This window comes from Providencia sp. PROV076, assembly GCF_028483405.1.
Lineage (GTDB): Bacteria > Pseudomonadota > Gammaproteobacteria > Enterobacterales > Enterobacteriaceae > Providencia > Providencia huaxiensis.
The window spans coordinates 54,854-73,449 of sequence record NZ_JAMPRR010000014.1 but is presented as its reverse complement, the minus strand read 5'-3'; the positions used below and the strand labels follow the sequence as shown (position 1 = coordinate 73,449).

At 41.3% G+C, this 18,596-nt stretch carries 15 protein-coding genes and 1 pseudogene; 5 read left to right on the top strand and 11 right to left on the bottom strand.

All coding sequences use genetic code 11. The features are described from left to right. Nucleotides 1-218 precede the first annotated feature (218 nt). From PSF67_RS09715 to purM, 7 genes and pseudogenes are all read right to left on the bottom strand, one after another. Nucleotides 219-1,571 (bottom strand): MFS transporter, encoded by a 1,353-nt coding sequence (locus PSF67_RS09715; RefSeq protein ID WP_210848017.1) that lies wholly within the window; start codon nucleotides 1,569-1,571, stop codon nucleotides 219-221. A gap of 585 nt (nucleotides 1,572-2,156) precedes the next feature. After that, nucleotides 2,157-3,443, bottom strand: a pseudogene (gene mgtE / locus PSF67_RS09710) (magnesium transporter); the annotation flags it as partial. 360 nt (nucleotides 3,444-3,803) lie between these two features. Then, on the bottom strand, nucleotides 3,804-5,333 hold the full coding sequence (locus PSF67_RS09705) for an exopolyphosphatase (RefSeq protein WP_102139820.1): 1,530 nt from the start codon (nucleotides 5,331-5,333) through the stop codon (nucleotides 3,804-3,806). A 4-nt stretch (nucleotides 5,334-5,337) separates the two neighbouring features. Beyond that, nucleotides 5,338-7,407, bottom strand: coding sequence for a polyphosphate kinase 1 (gene ppk1 / locus PSF67_RS09700; protein ID WP_102139821.1), 2,070 nt, complete (start codon nucleotides 7,405-7,407; stop codon nucleotides 5,338-5,340). A 54-nt stretch (nucleotides 7,408-7,461) separates the two neighbouring features. Then, on the bottom strand, nucleotides 7,462-8,049 hold the full coding sequence (gene speG / locus PSF67_RS09695) for a spermidine N1-acetyltransferase (protein ID WP_102139822.1): 588 nt from the start codon (nucleotides 8,047-8,049) through the stop codon (nucleotides 7,462-7,464). Nucleotides 8,050-8,286: 237 nt separating this feature from the next. Further along, entirely contained in the window at nucleotides 8,287-8,925 is a 639-nt protein-coding gene (purN, locus tag PSF67_RS09690) for a phosphoribosylglycinamide formyltransferase (RefSeq protein WP_210842928.1), read from the bottom strand. After that, entirely contained in the window at nucleotides 8,925-9,965 is a 1,041-nt protein-coding gene (purM, locus tag PSF67_RS09685) for a phosphoribosylformylglycinamidine cyclo-ligase (protein ID WP_272676833.1), read from the bottom strand. The genes purN and purM overlap by 1 nt, the downstream gene beginning before the upstream one ends. A gap of 351 nt (nucleotides 9,966-10,316) precedes the next feature. On the opposite strand from purM, the gene upp reads away from it, so the two are divergent. The 3 genes from upp (at nucleotide 10,317) to hda (ending at nucleotide 13,166) form a co-directional block, all read left to right on the top strand. Then, nucleotides 10,317-10,943 (top strand): uracil phosphoribosyltransferase, encoded by a 627-nt coding sequence (upp, locus tag PSF67_RS09680; protein ID WP_004253541.1) that lies wholly within the window; start codon nucleotides 10,317-10,319, stop codon nucleotides 10,941-10,943. A gap of 98 nt (nucleotides 10,944-11,041) precedes the next feature. Beyond that, nucleotides 11,042-12,337, top strand: coding sequence for a uracil permease (gene uraA / locus PSF67_RS09675; RefSeq protein ID WP_102139825.1), 1,296 nt, complete (start codon nucleotides 11,042-11,044; stop codon nucleotides 12,335-12,337). A gap of 109 nt (nucleotides 12,338-12,446) precedes the next feature. Further along, nucleotides 12,447-13,166, top strand: a complete 720-nt coding sequence (gene hda / locus PSF67_RS09670) for a DnaA inactivator Hda (protein ID WP_272676856.1) — start codon at nucleotides 12,447-12,449, stop codon at nucleotides 13,164-13,166. A 43-nt stretch (nucleotides 13,167-13,209) separates the two neighbouring features. Here hda and arsC read toward each other — a convergent pair whose 3' ends face one another. Together arsC and PSF67_RS09660 are read right to left on the bottom strand one after the other, a co-directional pair. After that, nucleotides 13,210-13,566 (bottom strand): arsenate reductase (glutaredoxin), encoded by a 357-nt coding sequence (gene arsC / locus PSF67_RS09665; protein ID WP_102139827.1) that lies wholly within the window; start codon nucleotides 13,564-13,566, stop codon nucleotides 13,210-13,212. Between the two features lie 12 nt (nucleotides 13,567-13,578). Then, nucleotides 13,579-15,042 (bottom strand): beta-barrel assembly-enhancing protease, encoded by a 1,464-nt coding sequence (locus PSF67_RS09660; RefSeq protein WP_166264791.1) that lies wholly within the window; start codon nucleotides 15,040-15,042, stop codon nucleotides 13,579-13,581. Nucleotides 15,043-15,236: 194 nt separating this feature from the next. On the opposite strand from PSF67_RS09660, the gene PSF67_RS09655 reads away from it, so the two are divergent. Beyond that, nucleotides 15,237-16,301, top strand: a complete 1,065-nt coding sequence (locus PSF67_RS09655; RefSeq protein ID WP_102139829.1) for an AI-2E family transporter — start codon at nucleotides 15,237-15,239, stop codon at nucleotides 16,299-16,301. Between the two features lie 47 nt (nucleotides 16,302-16,348). On the opposite strand, the gene bcp is transcribed toward PSF67_RS09655, so the two are convergent. Both bcp and PSF67_RS09645 read right to left on the bottom strand, forming a co-directional pair. Further along, nucleotides 16,349-16,819: a thioredoxin-dependent thiol peroxidase gene (gene bcp, locus PSF67_RS09650; protein ID WP_004253548.1), complete on the bottom strand. Its 471-nt coding sequence runs from the start codon at nucleotides 16,817-16,819 to the stop codon at nucleotides 16,349-16,351. Between the two features lie 14 nt (nucleotides 16,820-16,833). Beyond that, the gene (locus PSF67_RS09645) at nucleotides 16,834-17,391 is read right to left on the bottom strand and encodes a glycine cleavage system transcriptional repressor (RefSeq protein ID WP_102139830.1); all 558 of its coding nucleotides are present in this window, start codon (nucleotides 17,389-17,391) and stop codon (nucleotides 16,834-16,836) included. Between the two features lie 287 nt (nucleotides 17,392-17,678). Between PSF67_RS09645 and dapA the strand changes: the two genes are divergently transcribed. Continuing rightward, on the top strand, nucleotides 17,679-18,587 hold the full coding sequence (gene dapA / locus PSF67_RS09640) for a 4-hydroxy-tetrahydrodipicolinate synthase (protein WP_102139831.1): 909 nt from the start codon (nucleotides 17,679-17,681) through the stop codon (nucleotides 18,585-18,587). Nucleotides 18,588-18,596: the final 9 nt, after the last annotated feature.

Genomic DNA, 18,596 nt, shown 5'->3' with positions numbered 1-18,596 from the left:
GATGAGATCCGTCAGGCTGTATACTAAAAAACTAACAAAAAAGAGTCAGTTAGACATATTAGTAGTTTAACGTGATAGGTACAAAGAAAAATGGAGGAAATATGAATAAGTGTCAATTTCTGTACTTATCGGCTTCTGCGCTTGTAAAGGTGGGAGTAGGCGAAATTAACTTTTTTATGAAATAGATTTGCACCCTAATAAATAGGGTGCAATAGATTTTATAGACTAGAAGTGTTTAGGACTGCAGATTTTTCGTTAGAAGGCTCAGAATTGACTGTCCACCCCTTCCAAGATAATGGGATAAAGGCCACAGCAACCGCTAATAATGAGACGCCAGCGACATAATAAGCCGGTGCCATGTGAGACTGCTGCAACCAAGCTCCGGTCAATATTGGTGTTAAACCACCAAAAATTGCATAAGCCACATTGTAAGCGAATGACAGGCCAGAGTAGCGAATTTCAGGTGGAAATGCGCGGGTACTGATAATCGGTGTGGTTGCAATCGCACCAACAAAGAAGCCCATCAAACCATAGTTGAAAATCAACGTACCTGCAGCAATATCAGTGGATAATGACGAATAGAAGTAAATTGCGGTTACGGCTAATCCACCCCACGATAAAGTCATTGAGGTACGTGTGCCAGTTTTATCGCCTAACCAACCCCAGAAGATACAGCCTAATGTTAAGGTTAAAGTCGCTGCACAGTTGGCTTGCAATGCAATATTACGGTCAATGTTATAGATCCCTTTTAACACAACATCAGGTGTCATCAAAATGGTCACAACGATGGCGGTTGATAATGACCACGTCAGTGCAGCGGTGATCATACAAGCTTGTTTATGAGATTTAATGACGGTTTTGACTGGTAACTCTTGTGATAAGGCTTTTTTGGCTGCCAGTTCTTTGAATATCGGAGTTTCTTGTAAAAAGCGACGTAAATACACAGAAATAAACCCAAAAATACCACCAAGAATAAATGGAATACGCCATGCAAAATCATGAATTTCAGTTGTGCTATAAGAACGCTCAATAATAATGGCGACGATAGAGCCTAATAAAATACCACCAGTGATCCCAGAAGTCAGTGTACCAACCCCTAAGCCATAGCGTTGTTTTGGTGTATGTTCTGCAATGAATACCCAGGCACCTGGCATTTCACCACCAATCGCGGCACCTTGCATAATACGCATTAACAGCAGTAATAATGGCGCGGCAGCACCAATGGTTTCAAAAGTTGGTAAGAAACCAATAACAAATGTTGGAAATGCCATTAAGAAAATACTGAGGGTAAACATTTTCTTGCGGCCAATTTTATCCCCGAAGTGAGCCATAATAATGCCACCAAGAGGGCGGGCAAGGTAACCTGCTGCAAATAGACCCAGTGTTGCCATTAGCGCGAGAAATTCGTTATCTCCTGGGAAAAATAGCTGGGAAATAATTTTTGCGTAAAAAACAAAGATAACGAAGTCGTAAAACTCAAGAGTTCCCCCTAAAGAGGATAAGCCTAATGTTTTATAGTCTTCTTTGCCCAAAGGCCTCGCAGAGGGCTGGCTGGCGGTTTGCGGTGTCATTATAGTTTCCTTCTAACTACCTGAAATACTAAATTGCATAAATTCAAAATAATAAGCATTGGCTCATAATAATGAGCTAATCATTTTTATTGGTGCAGATAAGAGGTATAAAACGTTGGGTGGGTATAACTTAGTTTAATACACAGTATCTTTTTTGCATGTGTATATTTATAGCAGGAAATTCTATATTCTGTAAACCTCAACCCCAAAAACAAGCTCAATATTCCAGTTAGTTCGCTTTTGTTAGGTTGTTGATTTGGTGTGACGATAAATAACCTTATATGATGTTAATAATATTAATTTTGCAGAATATCGTATATTTAAATTAGCCAGTTATAGTGTTAATAATATTTAATTTAATAAATTCTTACTGAATTATAGTAAGTAAATATTACCTAATTATTTTCTATTATAATTAATTTTATTAATCAAGATAAACTAAATAACTATAAAAGCATTTAATTAGCAGATAAATGAAATGGCGGTTTGTGGAATTTTGGTTTTTTAGCTGGGTTTTATTGTTGGAGGGAGTGTTTTGTAAATCGCACGCGCCCAGCAGGGATACAGGACGCGTGCAAAGCAAATTTAAACGAGGAAAAGAGTGGCTAAACCAAGGAAAATAAAGAAACCGCCTGTATCTGTGATAGCGGTGATCATCACGCTAGAACCGATAGCAGGGTCCTTGCCCATTTTCAGCATAATGAGTGGGATCAGCACCCCCATAATCGCGGCCATTAACAAGTTTAAGATCATCGCTAATGTCATGACTGCGCCCATAGCGATATCGCCATACAGGAAATAGGTGACCACACCCATTATTCCTCCCCAAACAACCCCATTAATAAAGGCGACACCAAGCTCCCTTAACATTAAGAAAGAGAAACTGTTGTTTTGTATTTGGTGCAGGGCAATGGCACGAACAATCATGGTAATGGTCTGGTTCCCCGTATTACCGCCAATTCCTGCAACAATAGGCATTAATGTGGCAAGGGCAACTAATTGGGAAATCGTATCTTCAAAAACGCCAATCACACGTGAAGCGACAAAGGCGGTACATAAGTTAATGGCTAACCATGTCCAACGGGTTTTAACGGCTTGGCCGACAGGGGCGAAAACGTCTTCTTCAGGGCTTAACCCCCCCATACGACGAATGCTGTTATCGTTTTCTTCACTAATATTATCAACGATATCTTCAACCGTCAGGCGGCCCATTAGTAGGCCGCTGTTATCAACAACAGCCGCAGAAATTAAGTCATACCGTTCGAACGCACTCGCTGCATCTTCGCCTTTTTCATCCGGTAAGAAGGTCACAGTGTCGGTTTTCATAACGTCAGCGACTATTTTTTCAGGGGATTGCGTTAAAATAGTGGTTAGTGGCAATTCACCTTGTAGATAATTATTGTTATCGACAACGAAAATTTTATCGGTCGCTTCTGGAACCTTGCCACGTTGGCGTAAATAACGTTGAACTGTCTTTAACGTTACATTTGGGCGTACGGTGACGAATTCAAAATCCATCATTTGGCCGACGCTATCTTTCGCATATTGCAAAACTTCGCGAATGCGGCTACGTAGGCTAGGTTCTAAGTAGGTAAGGAGCCGACGCATGGTGTCACGGGGTAAATGCTCAGCAATATAGGCTTGTTCGTCGACATGTAAGCTAGCAACTGCGCGCAATAGCTCTCTGTCAGACATATCCTTGATTAGGCTATCCCAAACAGAAACGGAAGCCTCAACTAACACTTCACCACGTTCGTTGTTATCAACAAGACGCCATAACGCAAGACGCTCATCATAAGGGAGCATTTCTAAGATATCGGCGATATCCGCAGTGTGTAAATCAAGTAGCAGTTCTTTTACAAGACTAATTTTTTCACTAATTGCTTTGTCATCAATACTGACGTGTTGGTCATTTTCAACAAGCGCATGGACGAACTCTTCGTCGTCTAAAAATAGCGTCAGGATTTGCTGGCGAATATGTGCCAGTTTTTGTGAATGCGGGTTGACTGTTGGCAACGCATCGGTTGAGAAAGCAGATTGTGACATTTTAATCCTTAAAGCAATAGCAGCGCAAAAGCGCTTTTTATGAATTCGCCTGCGAGCGGACGAAATTTATTATCATTATTGTCGCCTATTTAAATAATATATCAAATAGTTGAGTCAAATAAGCGGTGATTTTCAAGTCATCAAAGATGAATAATAAGAATAAATCACTACAATAATGGCCGCAAATTACTCATTTTCTGCACAAATAGTTAACGACCAACCGGGAACATCTTCCCAATAGCCACTTTCCTTTTCTAAATCTAATAACATCAATGCATTTTGCACGAGATATTCAGATGGTAAATAGAGAGTCCAGTGCCCATCATCCGTTTCTATCCGTAACGAAGAAGGGATTGTTGTAGATTGGCGTTGATTATTTAACAAAATGGCTAGCCGCAAAATTTGAATAAGCGGCATAAATTGTTTTCTTTTAAATAAATTAAATTTAGGGATATCGTCATACTTGATAGCCCTTCGATGGTTTCGCACCAATGTTGCCAGTAATAACTGCTGTTCTTGGTTGAAACCCGGTAAGTTGGTATTTTGCAATATATAAGCAGAATGGCGGTGCATGCCACTATGATTAATACTTAACCCGACTTCATGAAGCATAACCGCCCATATTAAAATGGATTCCAATTGTGGATTGAGCTGCTTAGGGTTTTGTTGCCCCCACTGGAAATAGAGCTCTTCCATCGTTTTTAATACGCGTTTAGCTTGCTCCCTATCGATATTATAGTGCTCAGCAAGGCTTAATGCAGTACGCTGACGGATATCTTGGTGGCGAAAGCGGCCTTCCATTTCATATAAAACACCTTCACGCAATGCACCATCAGATAAACGTAACTCTTTAATTTCTAAGGAATCAAATACGGCAAGTAAAATGGCTAAACCTGGAACAAATACGTGCTTACGTTCATTAGAGAGACCGAGTATATTTAGTGCGCTAAATGACTTATATTTCAACGCCATTTGCTTGATTTCGATAAGGCGTTCACGGGTGATAATACCGTCTTTATAGCCTAATTCTTGTATGACACTATGGGCAGCTTTGATGGTGCCAGAGGCGCCCATCGCCACATCCCAAGTTTGTTTCTTAAATAAAATCGCGGTGCTTTCTAGCTTTAAGCAAGCCCCTAGGTAGGCTCGATTAAAAAACTCAGGGTTAATTTCTTCATTTGGGAAGTAAGTGCGAGCAAAGCTCACACAGCCCATTCGGCGGCTTTCAATCAAAAGCGGTTCAAACTTTTCACCAATGACTAACTCAGTTGAACCGCCACCGATATCAAGTACTAATTTGCGACCTTTCTCGGGTTGGGTATGTTCAACGCCCATAAAAATCAATCGAGCTTCTTCTTGGCCTGAAATGATTTCAATAGGATAGGGCATGATTTCTTTAGCGCGTTGTAAAAACAGTTTTACATTGGTTGCGACACGTAATGAATGGGTGCCAACAATACACACATTTTCAGGGGAAAAACCTTGCAACCGTTCGGCAAACAACGCGAGGCAGGCAAGCCCACGCTCCATGGCTTCTTCACTTAATTCATTCGTGTCACTCAGACCATCCGCTAGGTGAACACGTTTTTTTAAACGGGTGAGAACTTGCAATGCACCGTTAACAATACGGGCAATGACCATATGAAAACTGTTGGAGCCCAAATCTATAGCCGCAATTTCTTGTGGTCTCGGTGTTGAGGCGTCGGTTATTGGCATATTTTTAAGCTCTTGTATCAGGTGTTTCGATTGATTTTAAATAATCATACACAGCAAGCTGGGCTTGGATTTTTCGTTTGTTTCCGCGTGGAACATAATGATTACTTAAATCTTTGTCAACATAACGTGCTTTTACGGTATCGCTAAATTGCAGCTCTAAAATATCCAACACCCGCTGTTTCAAATGTGGGTCGACTAAGCTAACGGCAACTTCAATGCGGTAGTCAATATTGCGCGTCATCCAGTCAGCGGAGGAAATAAAGACTTTTTCGTCACCCGCATTGGTGAAAACATAGACACGGTCATGCTCAAGGAAGCGGTCAACAATACTAGTTACTTGAATATTTTCACTGTAGCCAGCTTGACCCGCCACTAAAGAGCACATCCCCCTGACTAACAAACGAATTTTGACACCCGCATTGGAGGCATCATACAGTTTGTCAGTTAACTCTTTGTCGACTAAATTATTGATTTTTAATGTAATTCCACTGGGGCGTTCAGCGAGCGCATTCTCGATTTCTTGGTCAATTAAGGCCATTAAACGGATCCGTGTATTTTGTGGAGACACCATTAAATTATCGAAAGTCACTGGGCGGTAAGGGTTCTCAATAAAGCTAAATACCCGACGAACTTCGTTGGTGATCAGCTCATTTGCAGTAAGTAGGGAGTAATCGGTATAAAGCCGAGCAGTTTTTTCGTTAAAATTACCCGTACCAATATGGGCATAGCGAACGATTTGGCCTTCTTCCATGCGTGAGATAATAAACAATTTCGCATGGATTTTAAGCCCAGGCGCGGAAAAAATAACATGCACGCCCGCCTCAGTTAACCGTTTAGCCCAATGAATATTGGCGGCTTCATCAAACCGTGCTTGTAACTCAACGACTACCGTGACTTTTTTTCCATTATGGGCGGCATGAATGACAGAATCGATAATACGTGAGTCTTTCGCGACACGGTAAATATTAATTTTAATCGATAATACATTCGGGTCAAAAGACGCTTGGCGCAATAATTCTAAAGTATGTTCAAAGGTATAGTAGGGATAATACAACAGCACATCACGTTCACGAATGGCATCGAAACCGTTACGAAAATTATCAAACCAACGATGACGCAGCCTTGGCAATGGCTTGTTTAATAAGTTTTTATTTCCCTCATTCGGGAAGTTAATAAAATCTTTAAAATTGTGATAGCGACCGCCAGCAATCACGGAGTCATCACTGGATAACCCCAGTTTTTCACGTAAAAGAGCAACCATTTCGTCAGGCATATCACGTTGATAGACAAAACGGACAGGCTCAGCGGTTAAACGCTGTTTTAATGTGGATGACATTATCTCAAGTAAGCTCGATTCCATCTCTGTTGCGATGTCGTACTCTGCATCACGCGTCATTTTCATCGAATAGGCATTGAGCTTATCGTAATCAAAGAAGCCTTTGAAAATTTCATCCAGTGTATAACGAAGGATATTGTCAATTAAAATCATTGATTTGCGACGCTTTGGCATTTCAGGCGGTAGGTTAACAAACCGAGGTACTTTATCGGATGGAATTTCCAATAGTGCATATTGAATTTGGTTACCATTGATGATTTCAACGGCAAGATAAGTGTAGTCATCTTTTAGAAATTCAACGAGATTGGTATCAGGATTAATTAATATTGGCGTAATATGCTGACGCAGATTCTGCCGGAAATATTGACGTAACCAAATCTGCTGGCGTGGAGAAATTTGGCGTTCGTTAATCAAGAATATTTGATTACGCGCCATTTCCAATAGTAAGTCATTATAGAGAATGTCGAACTCTTGTTCTTGTTTGGCGACTCTTGACTGAATTCTCTTTAGCAAGTGGCGAGCACCGCTTGCCGAACCCCGTTCTTCATTAATTAAAATACGGCGTTTGACGTCGGCGAAGCGGACTTTATAAAATTCGTCTAGGTTATTGGAATAAATTCCCAAAAAACGCATTCGTTCAATAAGAGGGTTACGCTTGTCGGCTGCTTCTTGTAAAACTCGTTCGTTAAAAGACAGCCAGCTTAACTCTTTTTCATGATAGAGACGTTCTTGGGACATTCTAACTCCGTATTAGACTCTTGTTACTTTATGGCTATGATACCAGTCAGTTAGCTAAATGTGTTGTTTAATTGCTTTATCTTGGGTAATAACACTTTCTGGGTTTGCAAGTTGTTGTTTCATCGTAAAATACTGCTGCTGAAAAATACACATACGGATAGCAGTATGATAACGACCATTAACAAAGAATTCGTCGATCAGTTCGCCTTCAGTATGGAAGCCTAGTTTATTATAAATATGGATAGCTTTGACATTTTCTTTATCAACAATAAGATAAAGTTTATATAAGTTTAGTACGGAAAACGCGTAGTCCATTGCTAATTTTGCAGCGCGACTCGCATAGCCATGACCTTGATGGCTTGGTGCAATGATAATCTGAAATTCAGAGCGTCGGTGAATATAATCAATTTCTACCAATTCGACTAGGCCAACTTTCTCACTGTCATTTTCTACAATAAAGCGGCGTTCCGACTGGTCATGAATATGTTTATCGTAAAGATCGCTTAATTCAACAAAAGCTTCGTAAGGTTCTTCAAACCAATAACGCATAACACTGGCATTATTATCAAGCTGGTGAATAAATGCTAAATCTTCACGTTCAAGTGGGCGCAACCTAAACGGATGAACTTGCCCGGTAGTCATAAAAATACCTCTATTTAGTTAGGAAAAATGTTTTTGTTCTTCGATTATAAGGATAACATTTATTTACGATAAAATAATGACACAGCACAGAGAGATTATCACCTTGTTGAAAAATAATTCATTTTACTTAGGGGGAAGCGGTTTAACTCAATACTGTTTTATGTTATTCCATGTGAAATACGACGAAAAAAGGGTGGATATCCACCCTTAAATCTATATTTTTCGCGGTTACGAAAGTTACTCGTTAGCATAACCTTGCTGCGGTAAAATTTTGTTATCTAACACGGCTTTGCCTTTTTGCATCGTTAATCGGCCACTGATGAACCACTCAACGACTAAAGGATAAATCGCATGTTCTTGGGTTTTTATCCGCTCGATAATATCGTCTTCGCTATCTTGCTCAAAGATAGGCACTTTGGCCTGTAAAATAACCGGCCCGCCATCCAGCTCTTCAGTAACGAAATGAACGGATGTACCATGCTCTTTATCCCCATTTTCTAACGCTTTACGATGTGTGTGTAAACCGGGGTATTTAGGTAATAAAGAGGGATGGATATTGAGTAATTTACCCGCAAAATGGTTGACGAATTGGGCTGATAAAATGCGCATAAAACCGGCTAACACGACTAAATCAGGCTGAAATTGGTCAACTTGTGCGAGTAAGGCGGCATCATAGGCTTGGCGGTCAGTATACTGTTTCGCATCTAAATAACAGGCTGGGATCTCAGCCTGTTGTGCTCGAACAAGACCATAAGCATTTTCTTGATTGCTGATAACAGCAACAATTTGAGCGCCAATTGCCCCAGAGTGGCAGCTATCAATCAATGATTGTAAATTACTGCCACTGCCAGAAATGAGGACAACAATTTTTTTCATTAGCGGATCACAACCTGCTCTTCACTTGCGGGTAATGCGCCAATGGTACCGATTTGCCATGCGTTTTCACCAAGTTTGTTCAGCAGAGCAAGCGCATTTGCGACTTCCTGTTGTGGCAGGGCAATAATAATACCGACACCACAGTTGAACGTACGGTACATTTCGTGAGTGCTAACATCACCAGCTTGCTGTAGCCAGTTGAAGACAGCAGGCCATTGCCAGCTGCTACCATCAATAATTGCTTGTGTGTTGTCAGGGAGTACGCGAGGAATATTTTCCCAGAAACCCCCACCTGTTATGTGTGCAATGGCGTGGATATTGCTATTTGCGATCAGTTCTAATACATTTTTAACGTAAATGCGTGTTGGCTCTAATAAGTGATCAGCTAAAGGTTTCCCATCTAATTGTGTTTCTTCTGGGTTAGTTTGACTGACTTCAAGGATTTTGCGAACTAACGAATAGCCATTTGAATGAGGGCCGCTAGACGCTAAAGCAATTAAAGCATCCCCAGCACTCACTTTGCTGCCATCGATGATTTCTGAGCGTTCAACTACGCCAACACAGAAACCAGCCACATCGTAGTCTTCACCATGGTACATCCCCGGCATTTCTGCGGTTTCACCACCAACTAACGCGCAACCCGATTGTTTACAGCCTTCAGCGATACCAGTGATCACACTCGCAGCGGTATCAACGTCCAGTTTACCGGTCGCGTAATAATCAAGGAAAAACAGAGGCTCTGCGCCTTGAACGATCAAATCATTGACACACATAGCGACAAGGTCAATCCCAATGGAGTCATGACGTTTTAAATCCATTGCTAAGCGTAATTTGGTACCGACACCGTCAGTGCCTGAAACTAAAACAGGCTCACGGTATTTTTGCGGTAGGGAACATAATGCACCGAATCCCCCAAGCCCGCCCATCACTTCAGGGCGGCGGGTTTCTTTTACGACACCTTTAATACGTTCAACCAAGGCGTTACCCGCATCAATATCAACACCGGCATCTTTATAGCTGAGAGAGGTTTTATCAGTCACTACGGCCCCCAAGGCAATTACATTTTTGAGAAAAATAACATCATTGACATTATTCTAACAGGCTAGGCAAACGTTTGCGATAGCTTTGTGTTGGAAATTTTTGGGTACTCATAATCAAAGGATATGAAAGCTAAAAAGCAGTACAGAGAAATAATAAATAGTTTTATTTAAATCAATTTGCGGTTTGGCCAATTTCAACTTAACTGATATGAGGTATAATTTTAAAAAAAATTGTGTTAATCGTTGTTGTTTTGACCAAAATCAAGCGTTATCTAGTGGCAACTAAAGCTAAAAGAGGTATAATCCGGCGATTTTTTTGTCCGCCGCCGTCTTAAATAGTAGGAGAAACCCATGAAGATCGTTGAGGTAAAACACCCTCTCGTTAAACATAAACTCGGCCTGATGCGAGATCATGATATAAGCACTAAACGCTTTCGTGAACTTGCCTCAGAGGTTGGTAGCCTACTGACTTATGAAGCAACTGCTGACCTTGAAACTGAAAAAGTGACTATCGATGGTTGGTGTGGTCCTGTAGAAATAGAACAAATTAAAGGTAAGAAAATCACTGTAGTACCAATTCTCCGTGCTGGTATTGGTATGATGAATGGTGTATTAGATAGTATTCCAAGTGCACGTATCAGTGTGGTAGGTGTTTATCGTGATGAAGAAACACTGCAGCCTGTCCCTTATTTCCAAAAACTCGCATCTAACATTGAAGAACGTATGGCATTAGTCGTTGACCCAATGTTAGCAACGGGTGGCTCAATGATTGCCACCATTGATTTATTAAAAAATGCGGGTTGTACCTCAATTAAAATCTTAGTCCTTGTTGCCGCGCCAGAAGGTTTAAAAGCTTTGGAAGCTGCACATCCAGATGTTGAATTATACACTGCTTCAATTGATGAGTATTTAAATGAAGAGGGGTATATCGTTCCGGGTCTCGGTGACGCCGGCGACAAGATATTTGGTACTAAATAATGATAAGCCGACTGAGAAGTCGGCTTTTTTTTGATTAATTGTAGAGACTCACTGCTTATTCAGTGATTAGCCATTTCGCTAAAAGAGGATAAAGTCACATGACTCGTCGCACCATCAGTGTTGAAGAAAGACCACCATTATTACAAACTATTCCACTGAGCCTTCAACATCTGTTTGCTATGTTTGGCGCAACCGTTATCGTACCCATTCTGTTTGGTGTAAACCCCGCGACAATTTTGCTGTTTAATGGGATAGGAACGCTGCTGTATCTATTTATTTGTAAAGGGCAGATCCCAGCTTATTTAGGTTCAAGTTTTGCATTCATTTCCCCTGTACTGATTTTGCTACCATTAGGTTATGAACTGGCACTTGGCGGCTTTATTATTTGCGGTGTGTTGTTCTGTATCGTTGCATTGATTGTTAAAGTTGCAGGAAGAGGGTGGATTAACGTGATGTTCCCTCCAGCGGCAATGGGGGCAATCGTGGCCGTGATCGGTTTAGAGTTAGCTCAAACGGCTGCAGGCATGGCAGGGCTGTTGCCTAAAGATGGCGCAGTGGTTGATTCAAATACGTTAATTATCTCCCTGACGACGTTATCAGTCACTATCCTCTGTGCTGTCGTTTTCCGTGGGTTTCTAGCCATAATCCCGATTTTGATTGGTTTTTTATCGGGTTATGCTTTGTCCTATTTTATGGGTATTGTAGACTTCACACCTGTTATTGAAGCGCCATGGTTTGCTATCCCAACATTTTATACACCACGCTTCGAATGGTTTGCCATTTTAACTATTTTACCTGCGGCTCTAGTGGTAATTGCTGAGCACGTAGGGCACTTAGTTGTCACTGCGAATATTGTTGAACGTGACTTAATGAAATCGCCAGGTTTACATCGCTCAATGTTTGCCAATGGGTTCTCTACAGTGATTTCAGGTTTCTTTGGCTCAACACCGAATACGACTTATGGTGAAAACATTGGGGTAATGGCCATTACCAAGGTATACAGTACTTGGGTGATTGGTGGCGCTGCAATTATCGCCATTTTATTATCTTGTGTCGGTAAGTTAGCAGCGGCTATTCAATTAGTGCCGGTTCCTGTAATGGGCGGGGTTTCACTCTTATTATACGGGGTGATTGGTGCATCAGGTATTCGCGTGTTAATTGATTCAAAAGTAGATTATAACAAGCCACAGAATTTGATTTTAACCTCAGTGATTTTAATTATTGGTGTCAGTGGCGCGGTTATCCATATTGGGCAAGCTGAACTTAAAGGTATGGCACTGGCAACGATAGTCGGGATCTTTATGGCATTATTGTTCCGCTTTATTACGTTTGTTAGGCCTGAAAAGCAGTTTGTGACATCTGAAGTGCAAGAGCTTGATAGCAATAAAAAATAAGCCACAGTAACTTCCATATTGCCGTTCGATTGTTCGAGCGGCATTTGGTGACCGTTGTTATTCATCTATCCGTATTTTTTATGGTAAACTGCGAGATGAAAATTGATTTATACAGCCAGAGGCGCTTCTGAACACACCATCACAGCTTTCATTACCACTATATCTGCCAGATGATGAAACCTTTGCAAGCTTTTATGCAGGGGAAAATGGGGCGTTGCTGTCTGCTATTCAGTCTGCTATTAATCAACCGCATGGTAGTTATATCTATTATTGGTCGCGAGAAGGTGGTGGGAAAAGCCATTTATTACATGCGGCTTGCGCAGAACTGTCTGAACAAGGTATTGCAGTCGGTTATGTCCCTCTAGATAAGCGTGCGTATTTTGTTCCTGAAGTGTTAGACGGTATGGAGCATTTATCACTCGTTTGTATTGATAACATTCAGTGTATTGCGGGTGATGAAGATTGGGAAATGGCGATTTTCAATCTATATAATCGTATTTTAGAAATCGGCCGCACTTGTTTGTTAATTACTGGGGATAGGCCTCCGCGGCAAATTGAACTGAAATTACCCGATTTAGCCTCTCGCCTTGATTGGGGGCAAATTTATAAACTGCATCCACTCAGTGATGAAGATAAGATTTGGGCTCTTCAATTACGCGCTCGTATTCGTGGTTTCGAGTTACCAGAAGATGTGTGCCGTTTCGTGTTAAAACGCCTAGATAGGAAAATGGGAACTTTGTTTGATATTTTAAACAAACTTGACCATGCATCCATCGTTGCTCAGCGCAAATTAACGATCCCTTTCGTAAAAGATATTTTAAAACTCTAACCGATTAAATGAGTTGGCAGCTATATAGCTGCCAAAACAGAGATTATAAAATTTCACACACCTGCTCAGGTGGACGGCCTAAACGTGCTTTATCCCCATTAACAACGATAGGGCGCTCAATCAACTTAGGGTTTTCATGCATCGCTTTGATGAGTTGATCTTGAGTTAAAGAGTCATCGGCTAATTTTAACTCTTTATATAACTCTTCTTTGGTACGCATTAATTGGCGTGCGTCTTTGAACCCTAGCATTTTAAGCAGTTTTTTGATTTCAGCCGCGCTTGGAGGGGTATTTAAATATTCAACCACGGTTGGCGTGATGCCTTTATCTGTTAAAAGGGCTAAGGTTTCACGGCTTTTAGAACAACGTGGGTTGTGGTAAATCTTAATTGGATCCGTCATTATTTTAATTCCTTACGGTTTTGCATTTTGATCGCGTAATTGTAGTTTTCGAAGCGCATCAATGCGAGCGTCATAGCGCTGTTGTTCGTAACTGCCTAAACGGCTTTGGCGGCTAGCATCGCTGAGATAATTAATCGCAATGTCATAATTCCCTCGTAATGCCATTCCTTCTGCGTAAGCAGCAAGTTCTTCAGTACGTTTACCTTGTTTTGCGGATGCCTCGGCCAGTAAATCCCAGCCAATTGGGTCATCAGGGTAATCAAACGTATATTTATTCAACAAGGTTGTTGCTTCTTTATACTGATGATTGTTAATCAACGCATTGGCTAAGTTGACTATAAATACGGTGTTTTTCGGTGCTTTTTTCAATGCATTTTGTAAACGAGAGACCGCTCTAGATACTTGATGTTGTTCAATATCGACATCCGTCATACTATCGATAAACCAAGGGTTATCGGGTTGTTTCGCTAATAGTTCTGTCAGGATTTTCCCAGCTTCTGCGTACTTTTTGTCTTGGGAAAGGAGTAATGCTTTACCATACTGAGCCGCAATCTGTTCTTGTGCAGAACCTTTACCATAATTCTCAATGATTTGGTCTAAAGCATGGTGTTGATCTGTGCTATACATGGCCAAAATACGAACCCGAGCTAACATAAAATCCAGTGATGAAGGCACACTCACTTTAGGGTATTGGTTCGAGCGGTTTCTGGCATCCGCTAAACGGCTATCCGGTAAGGGGTGCGTTAGCAGGATTTCAGGGGGCTTAGACATATAGCGGGTTTGGTCTGACATGGTTTGCATGAAATCAGCCATAGCGTGTGGGTCAAAACCTGAGCGTCGTAATGTTTGTAGGCCAATGCGGTCTGCTTCTTGCTCATTGGCTTGGGTAAAGCTTATCATGCCTTGCTGCACCCCAGCCATCGTGCTGGTTAATGCTGCAAAACCAGCTTGAGGGTTTGCCATGACTAACAGTAAAGAACCAATAGTCCCAGCAATCGCGAGAGGCGTGGTGCTTTTCTGATCTTCCATCATTCGTGCGAGATGCCTTTGCGTGACGTGAGATATTTCGTGCGCCATGACGGAGGCTAACTGGCTTTCATTTTGGCTGTACCGAAATAATGCAGAGTGCAGCACGACATTCCCCCCAAAATAGGCGTATGCGTTAATATTGGGGTTGTTGACTAAGTAGAACTTAAACGGTGTTTTAACTGAGTCTGCATTTTTCACTAACCGCATGCCAAGTTTGTTAACATATTGGGTTAACAATGGGTCATAAATAAGAGGGGTGCTGGCGCGAATTTGGCGTGTGATTGCATCTCCCATAATAATTTCTTGGTTGATACTAAGAGTGCCTCCCGCCGTCGTTCCTATATCGGGTAAGGTATCTTCAATTGCGCTATAAGCAGGTAAAACTGCACCGTTCATTAGCGCAGCGATCATGAAAGCCAATAATGGATATTTTAAAGTTTTCTTCATGAAACGTGAGTATCCCATACAACATTTTAATTTAGGGTAAGTACCGACTTTATTTCGGGTATATTTAAGTAAGGCACCTAAAAACGCGAAAAGTTTAAAACACATGATAGCAAAAGCTATCGTAAAATCTGTTCTTCGGTATAATTTTCGTTACTTTAGGAACTGTCCTTTGTGTTATTCCTCAGGAGCAATAAATGCTGGAATTGTTTTTACAGTGGTATCGTCGGCGTTTTGCTGACCCACAAGCCATAGCCCTCTTTACATTACTCGTATCAGGGTTTGTGATCATCTTCTTTTTCAGCAGTATACTGGCTCCGTTGCTGGCGGCAATTGCTTTAGCTTATTTGCTTGAATGGCCAACAAATTTATTACAACGCATAGGGCTATCCCGTTCAGTTGCTGTTGGTATCATTTTGACCTTATTTGCTGGAATAAGTGCCATGGTTATTTTAATTATTGCGCCAACGGCATGGCAGCAAGGGATTAATTTGATGGCCGATCTACCAAATATGGTAAACCGGTTCAATGAATTTGCACAGAAACTGCCAGAACAATATCCCGCATTGGTGGATGTTGGCATCATCGATATGATGGCAGATAACCTCCGTAGCCGTATGTCAGGTATTGCAGACTCAGTAGTTAAAGCGTCAGTTGCTTCGTTAATTGGTATTTTTACTTTAGCGGTTTACTTAGTTCTCGTGCCATTGATGACATTCTTCCTTTTGAAAGATAAAGAACGCATTAGCAAAAGTTTTCTCAAGTTGTTACCCAAAAACCGTTTGTTAGTGGGGAAAGTTTGGGTTGAAATGAATGAACAGATCACCAACTACTTACGCGGAAAAGTCACAGAAATGGTGATTGTTGGGGTGGCAACCTATTTATGCTTTGCATATTTTGACCTGCGCTATTCTGTATTGTTATCGGTTCTAGTCGGGGTGGCGGTATTAATCCCTTATATTGGTGCGGTAGCGGCTACGATCCCAGTGGTTATTGTTGCGCTCTTTCAGTATGGTGTTGGCAGCGAGTTTTGGTACTTAATGTTGGCATATTTAGTGATCCAAGGTTTGGATAGCAACGTTGTTGTGCCTTTATTGTTCTCTGAAGCGGTGAATTTACATCCACTTGTGATTATTTTATCTGTTGTGATTTTCGGTGGGTTATGGGGCTTCTGGGGGGTGTTTTTTGCAATACCGCTAGCAACACTGATTAAAGCGGTTATTCATGTATGGCCGGAAGAAACAACGGAGCCAACAAACTAGGTTAGGAATAGTGCTGTATGGGGGCATACAGCACTATGCAGTGACGATTAAGCGTGTGTATTTATGTAATCAAGCACGATTTCGTGGTGGTTACTGGTTTTAAAATTGTCAAAGACGTGCTCTATTTTCCCAGTAGGGTCAACGAGGAAGCTAATACGATGAATTCCATCATAGGTTTTCCCCATGAATTGTTTTTCACCCCAAACTCCAAATTGCTCACATACTTGGTGGTCTTCATCTGATAATAAAGTGAAGTTCAACATCTCTTTTTCAGCGAAACGAGACAGTTTTTCTGGCTTGTCTGTGCTAATACCTAATACCTCGACACCTTTCGCTTTAAGTGTATCCATTTCATCACGTAGACCACACGCTTGAACAGTACAGCCAGGCGTCATCGCTTTAGGATAAAAGTAAACTAATACGCGTTGACCCTGATAATCAGAAAGATTGATGAGCTCACCATCTTGGTCAGGAAGGCTAAATTGAGGCGCCTTATCACCGGCTTTCAATGGGTTCATTACATATATCTCCGTTAACTTTGCATATTGGGGTTGTTAACAATACTTATGTTGCCTTTGGCATTTAGCATTGTACACAGTTGTTGAAATTTATTTTTTATAATTATGCCATTATCGTCCAACGGGTCGTGTGCAGTAATCTGAATCTCCAGTTGAGCGGGCATATCATTATTGGCTGGTTGTGTTTTAGAAACAAGCTCTGCGATATTACACTGCGAAGTTGTGAATAAATTTGTGAATTGCTCGACAATACGAGGTGCATCGTCGACAACAATATTCACGGTTACGGTTGATGGGTAATAGGTTGTTTGGACACTCTGGGTTCTTTTCATTACGATGAGCAAATCAAGCTCAGCGCCTTTAGGTGGTAATGTTGCCTCTAAAAGGGTGATCGCATTCCAGCTGCCGGATAACATCATAATAAAGGTGAATTCCTTGCCAAACATCGCTAAGCGACTATCTTCAATATTACAGTCACACTCGCTGACGAGGCGTGTAATGGTATTCACAATGCCCGGACGATCTGTTCCCAGCGCAGTAATGACAAGAAATTGCTGTTCAGTCTTAGGCAAAGTCTATTCCTTAGTATTGTAATTATGTCAGTTAAATATTTGATTAGAATATCGCCGTAAAATTCGGGCATTAAAAACTGACTGACTATGAAGGTAAGGAAACCATAAAAAAGGGAATCTGCCAAGAGGGGAAATAGACTCTTGCGAGAAATATCAGTGAATTATTACTTCTATTTAAGTTAATGTCCTCGGCATTAACAAAATTCATTAAATTCTTGCTGTTGGGTGGTTTTCTTCTTTGAAATGAAAAAGTAACATGGGGGTTCAATTATTGAGGGGGTATCGCTATGGCTAATGGAAACGCAAATTATAAAGATTTTTTAACGGGAAGCATTGTTGCAGTTATCACACCAATGGATTCGGCAGGGCGTTTAGATAAAGCCAGCCTAAAAAAATTGGTGGATTACCATGTTGAAAGTGGAACAACTGCTATTGTTTCTGTTGGTACAACTGGCGAGTCAGCAACCTTAACGCATAAAGAGCATGTCGATGTCGTAAAAGCGACACTCGAGTTAGCAGATGGCCGTATTCCTATTATTGCAGGAGCGGGTGCAAATGCGACAGCGGAAGCTATTTCTCTGACAAATGATTTTGAAAACAGCGGTGTAGTTGCTTGCCTGACAGTAACACCTTATTATAATAGGCCTTCTCAGGAAGGGTTATATCAGCATTTTAAAGCAATATCAGAAAACACCAGCTTGCCACAAATTCTTTATAATGTACCATCACGGACGGGCTGTGATATGTTGCCTGAAACCGTGGGGCGTTTAGCAAAACTGGCGAATATTGTTGCAATTAAAGAAGCAACAGGGAACTTAGCTAGGGTTCATCAAATCAAAGAACTGGTTGATGATAATTTTGTACTGTTAACAGGTGATGACGCAACAGCACTTGATTTCATGCAACTGGGTGGTCAAGGCGTTATTTCAGTCACATCCAACGTTGCTGCACCGCAGATGGTAAAAATGTGTGACTTAGCGCTTGCAGGCAAATATACTGAGGCGCGTGAATTAAATAAAAAACTGATGGGGCTTCATCTTCAGTTATTTGTTGAACCAAATCCAATTCCAGCGAAGTGGGGCTGTCATCGCTTAGGTCTGATTGCAGATGGTACATTACGGTTGCCAATGACACCGTTAACCACCTCAGGCCAGCAAAAAGTTGAGGAAGCCTTGAAGCTCGCTGGGTTACTGTAAAATTTAGGG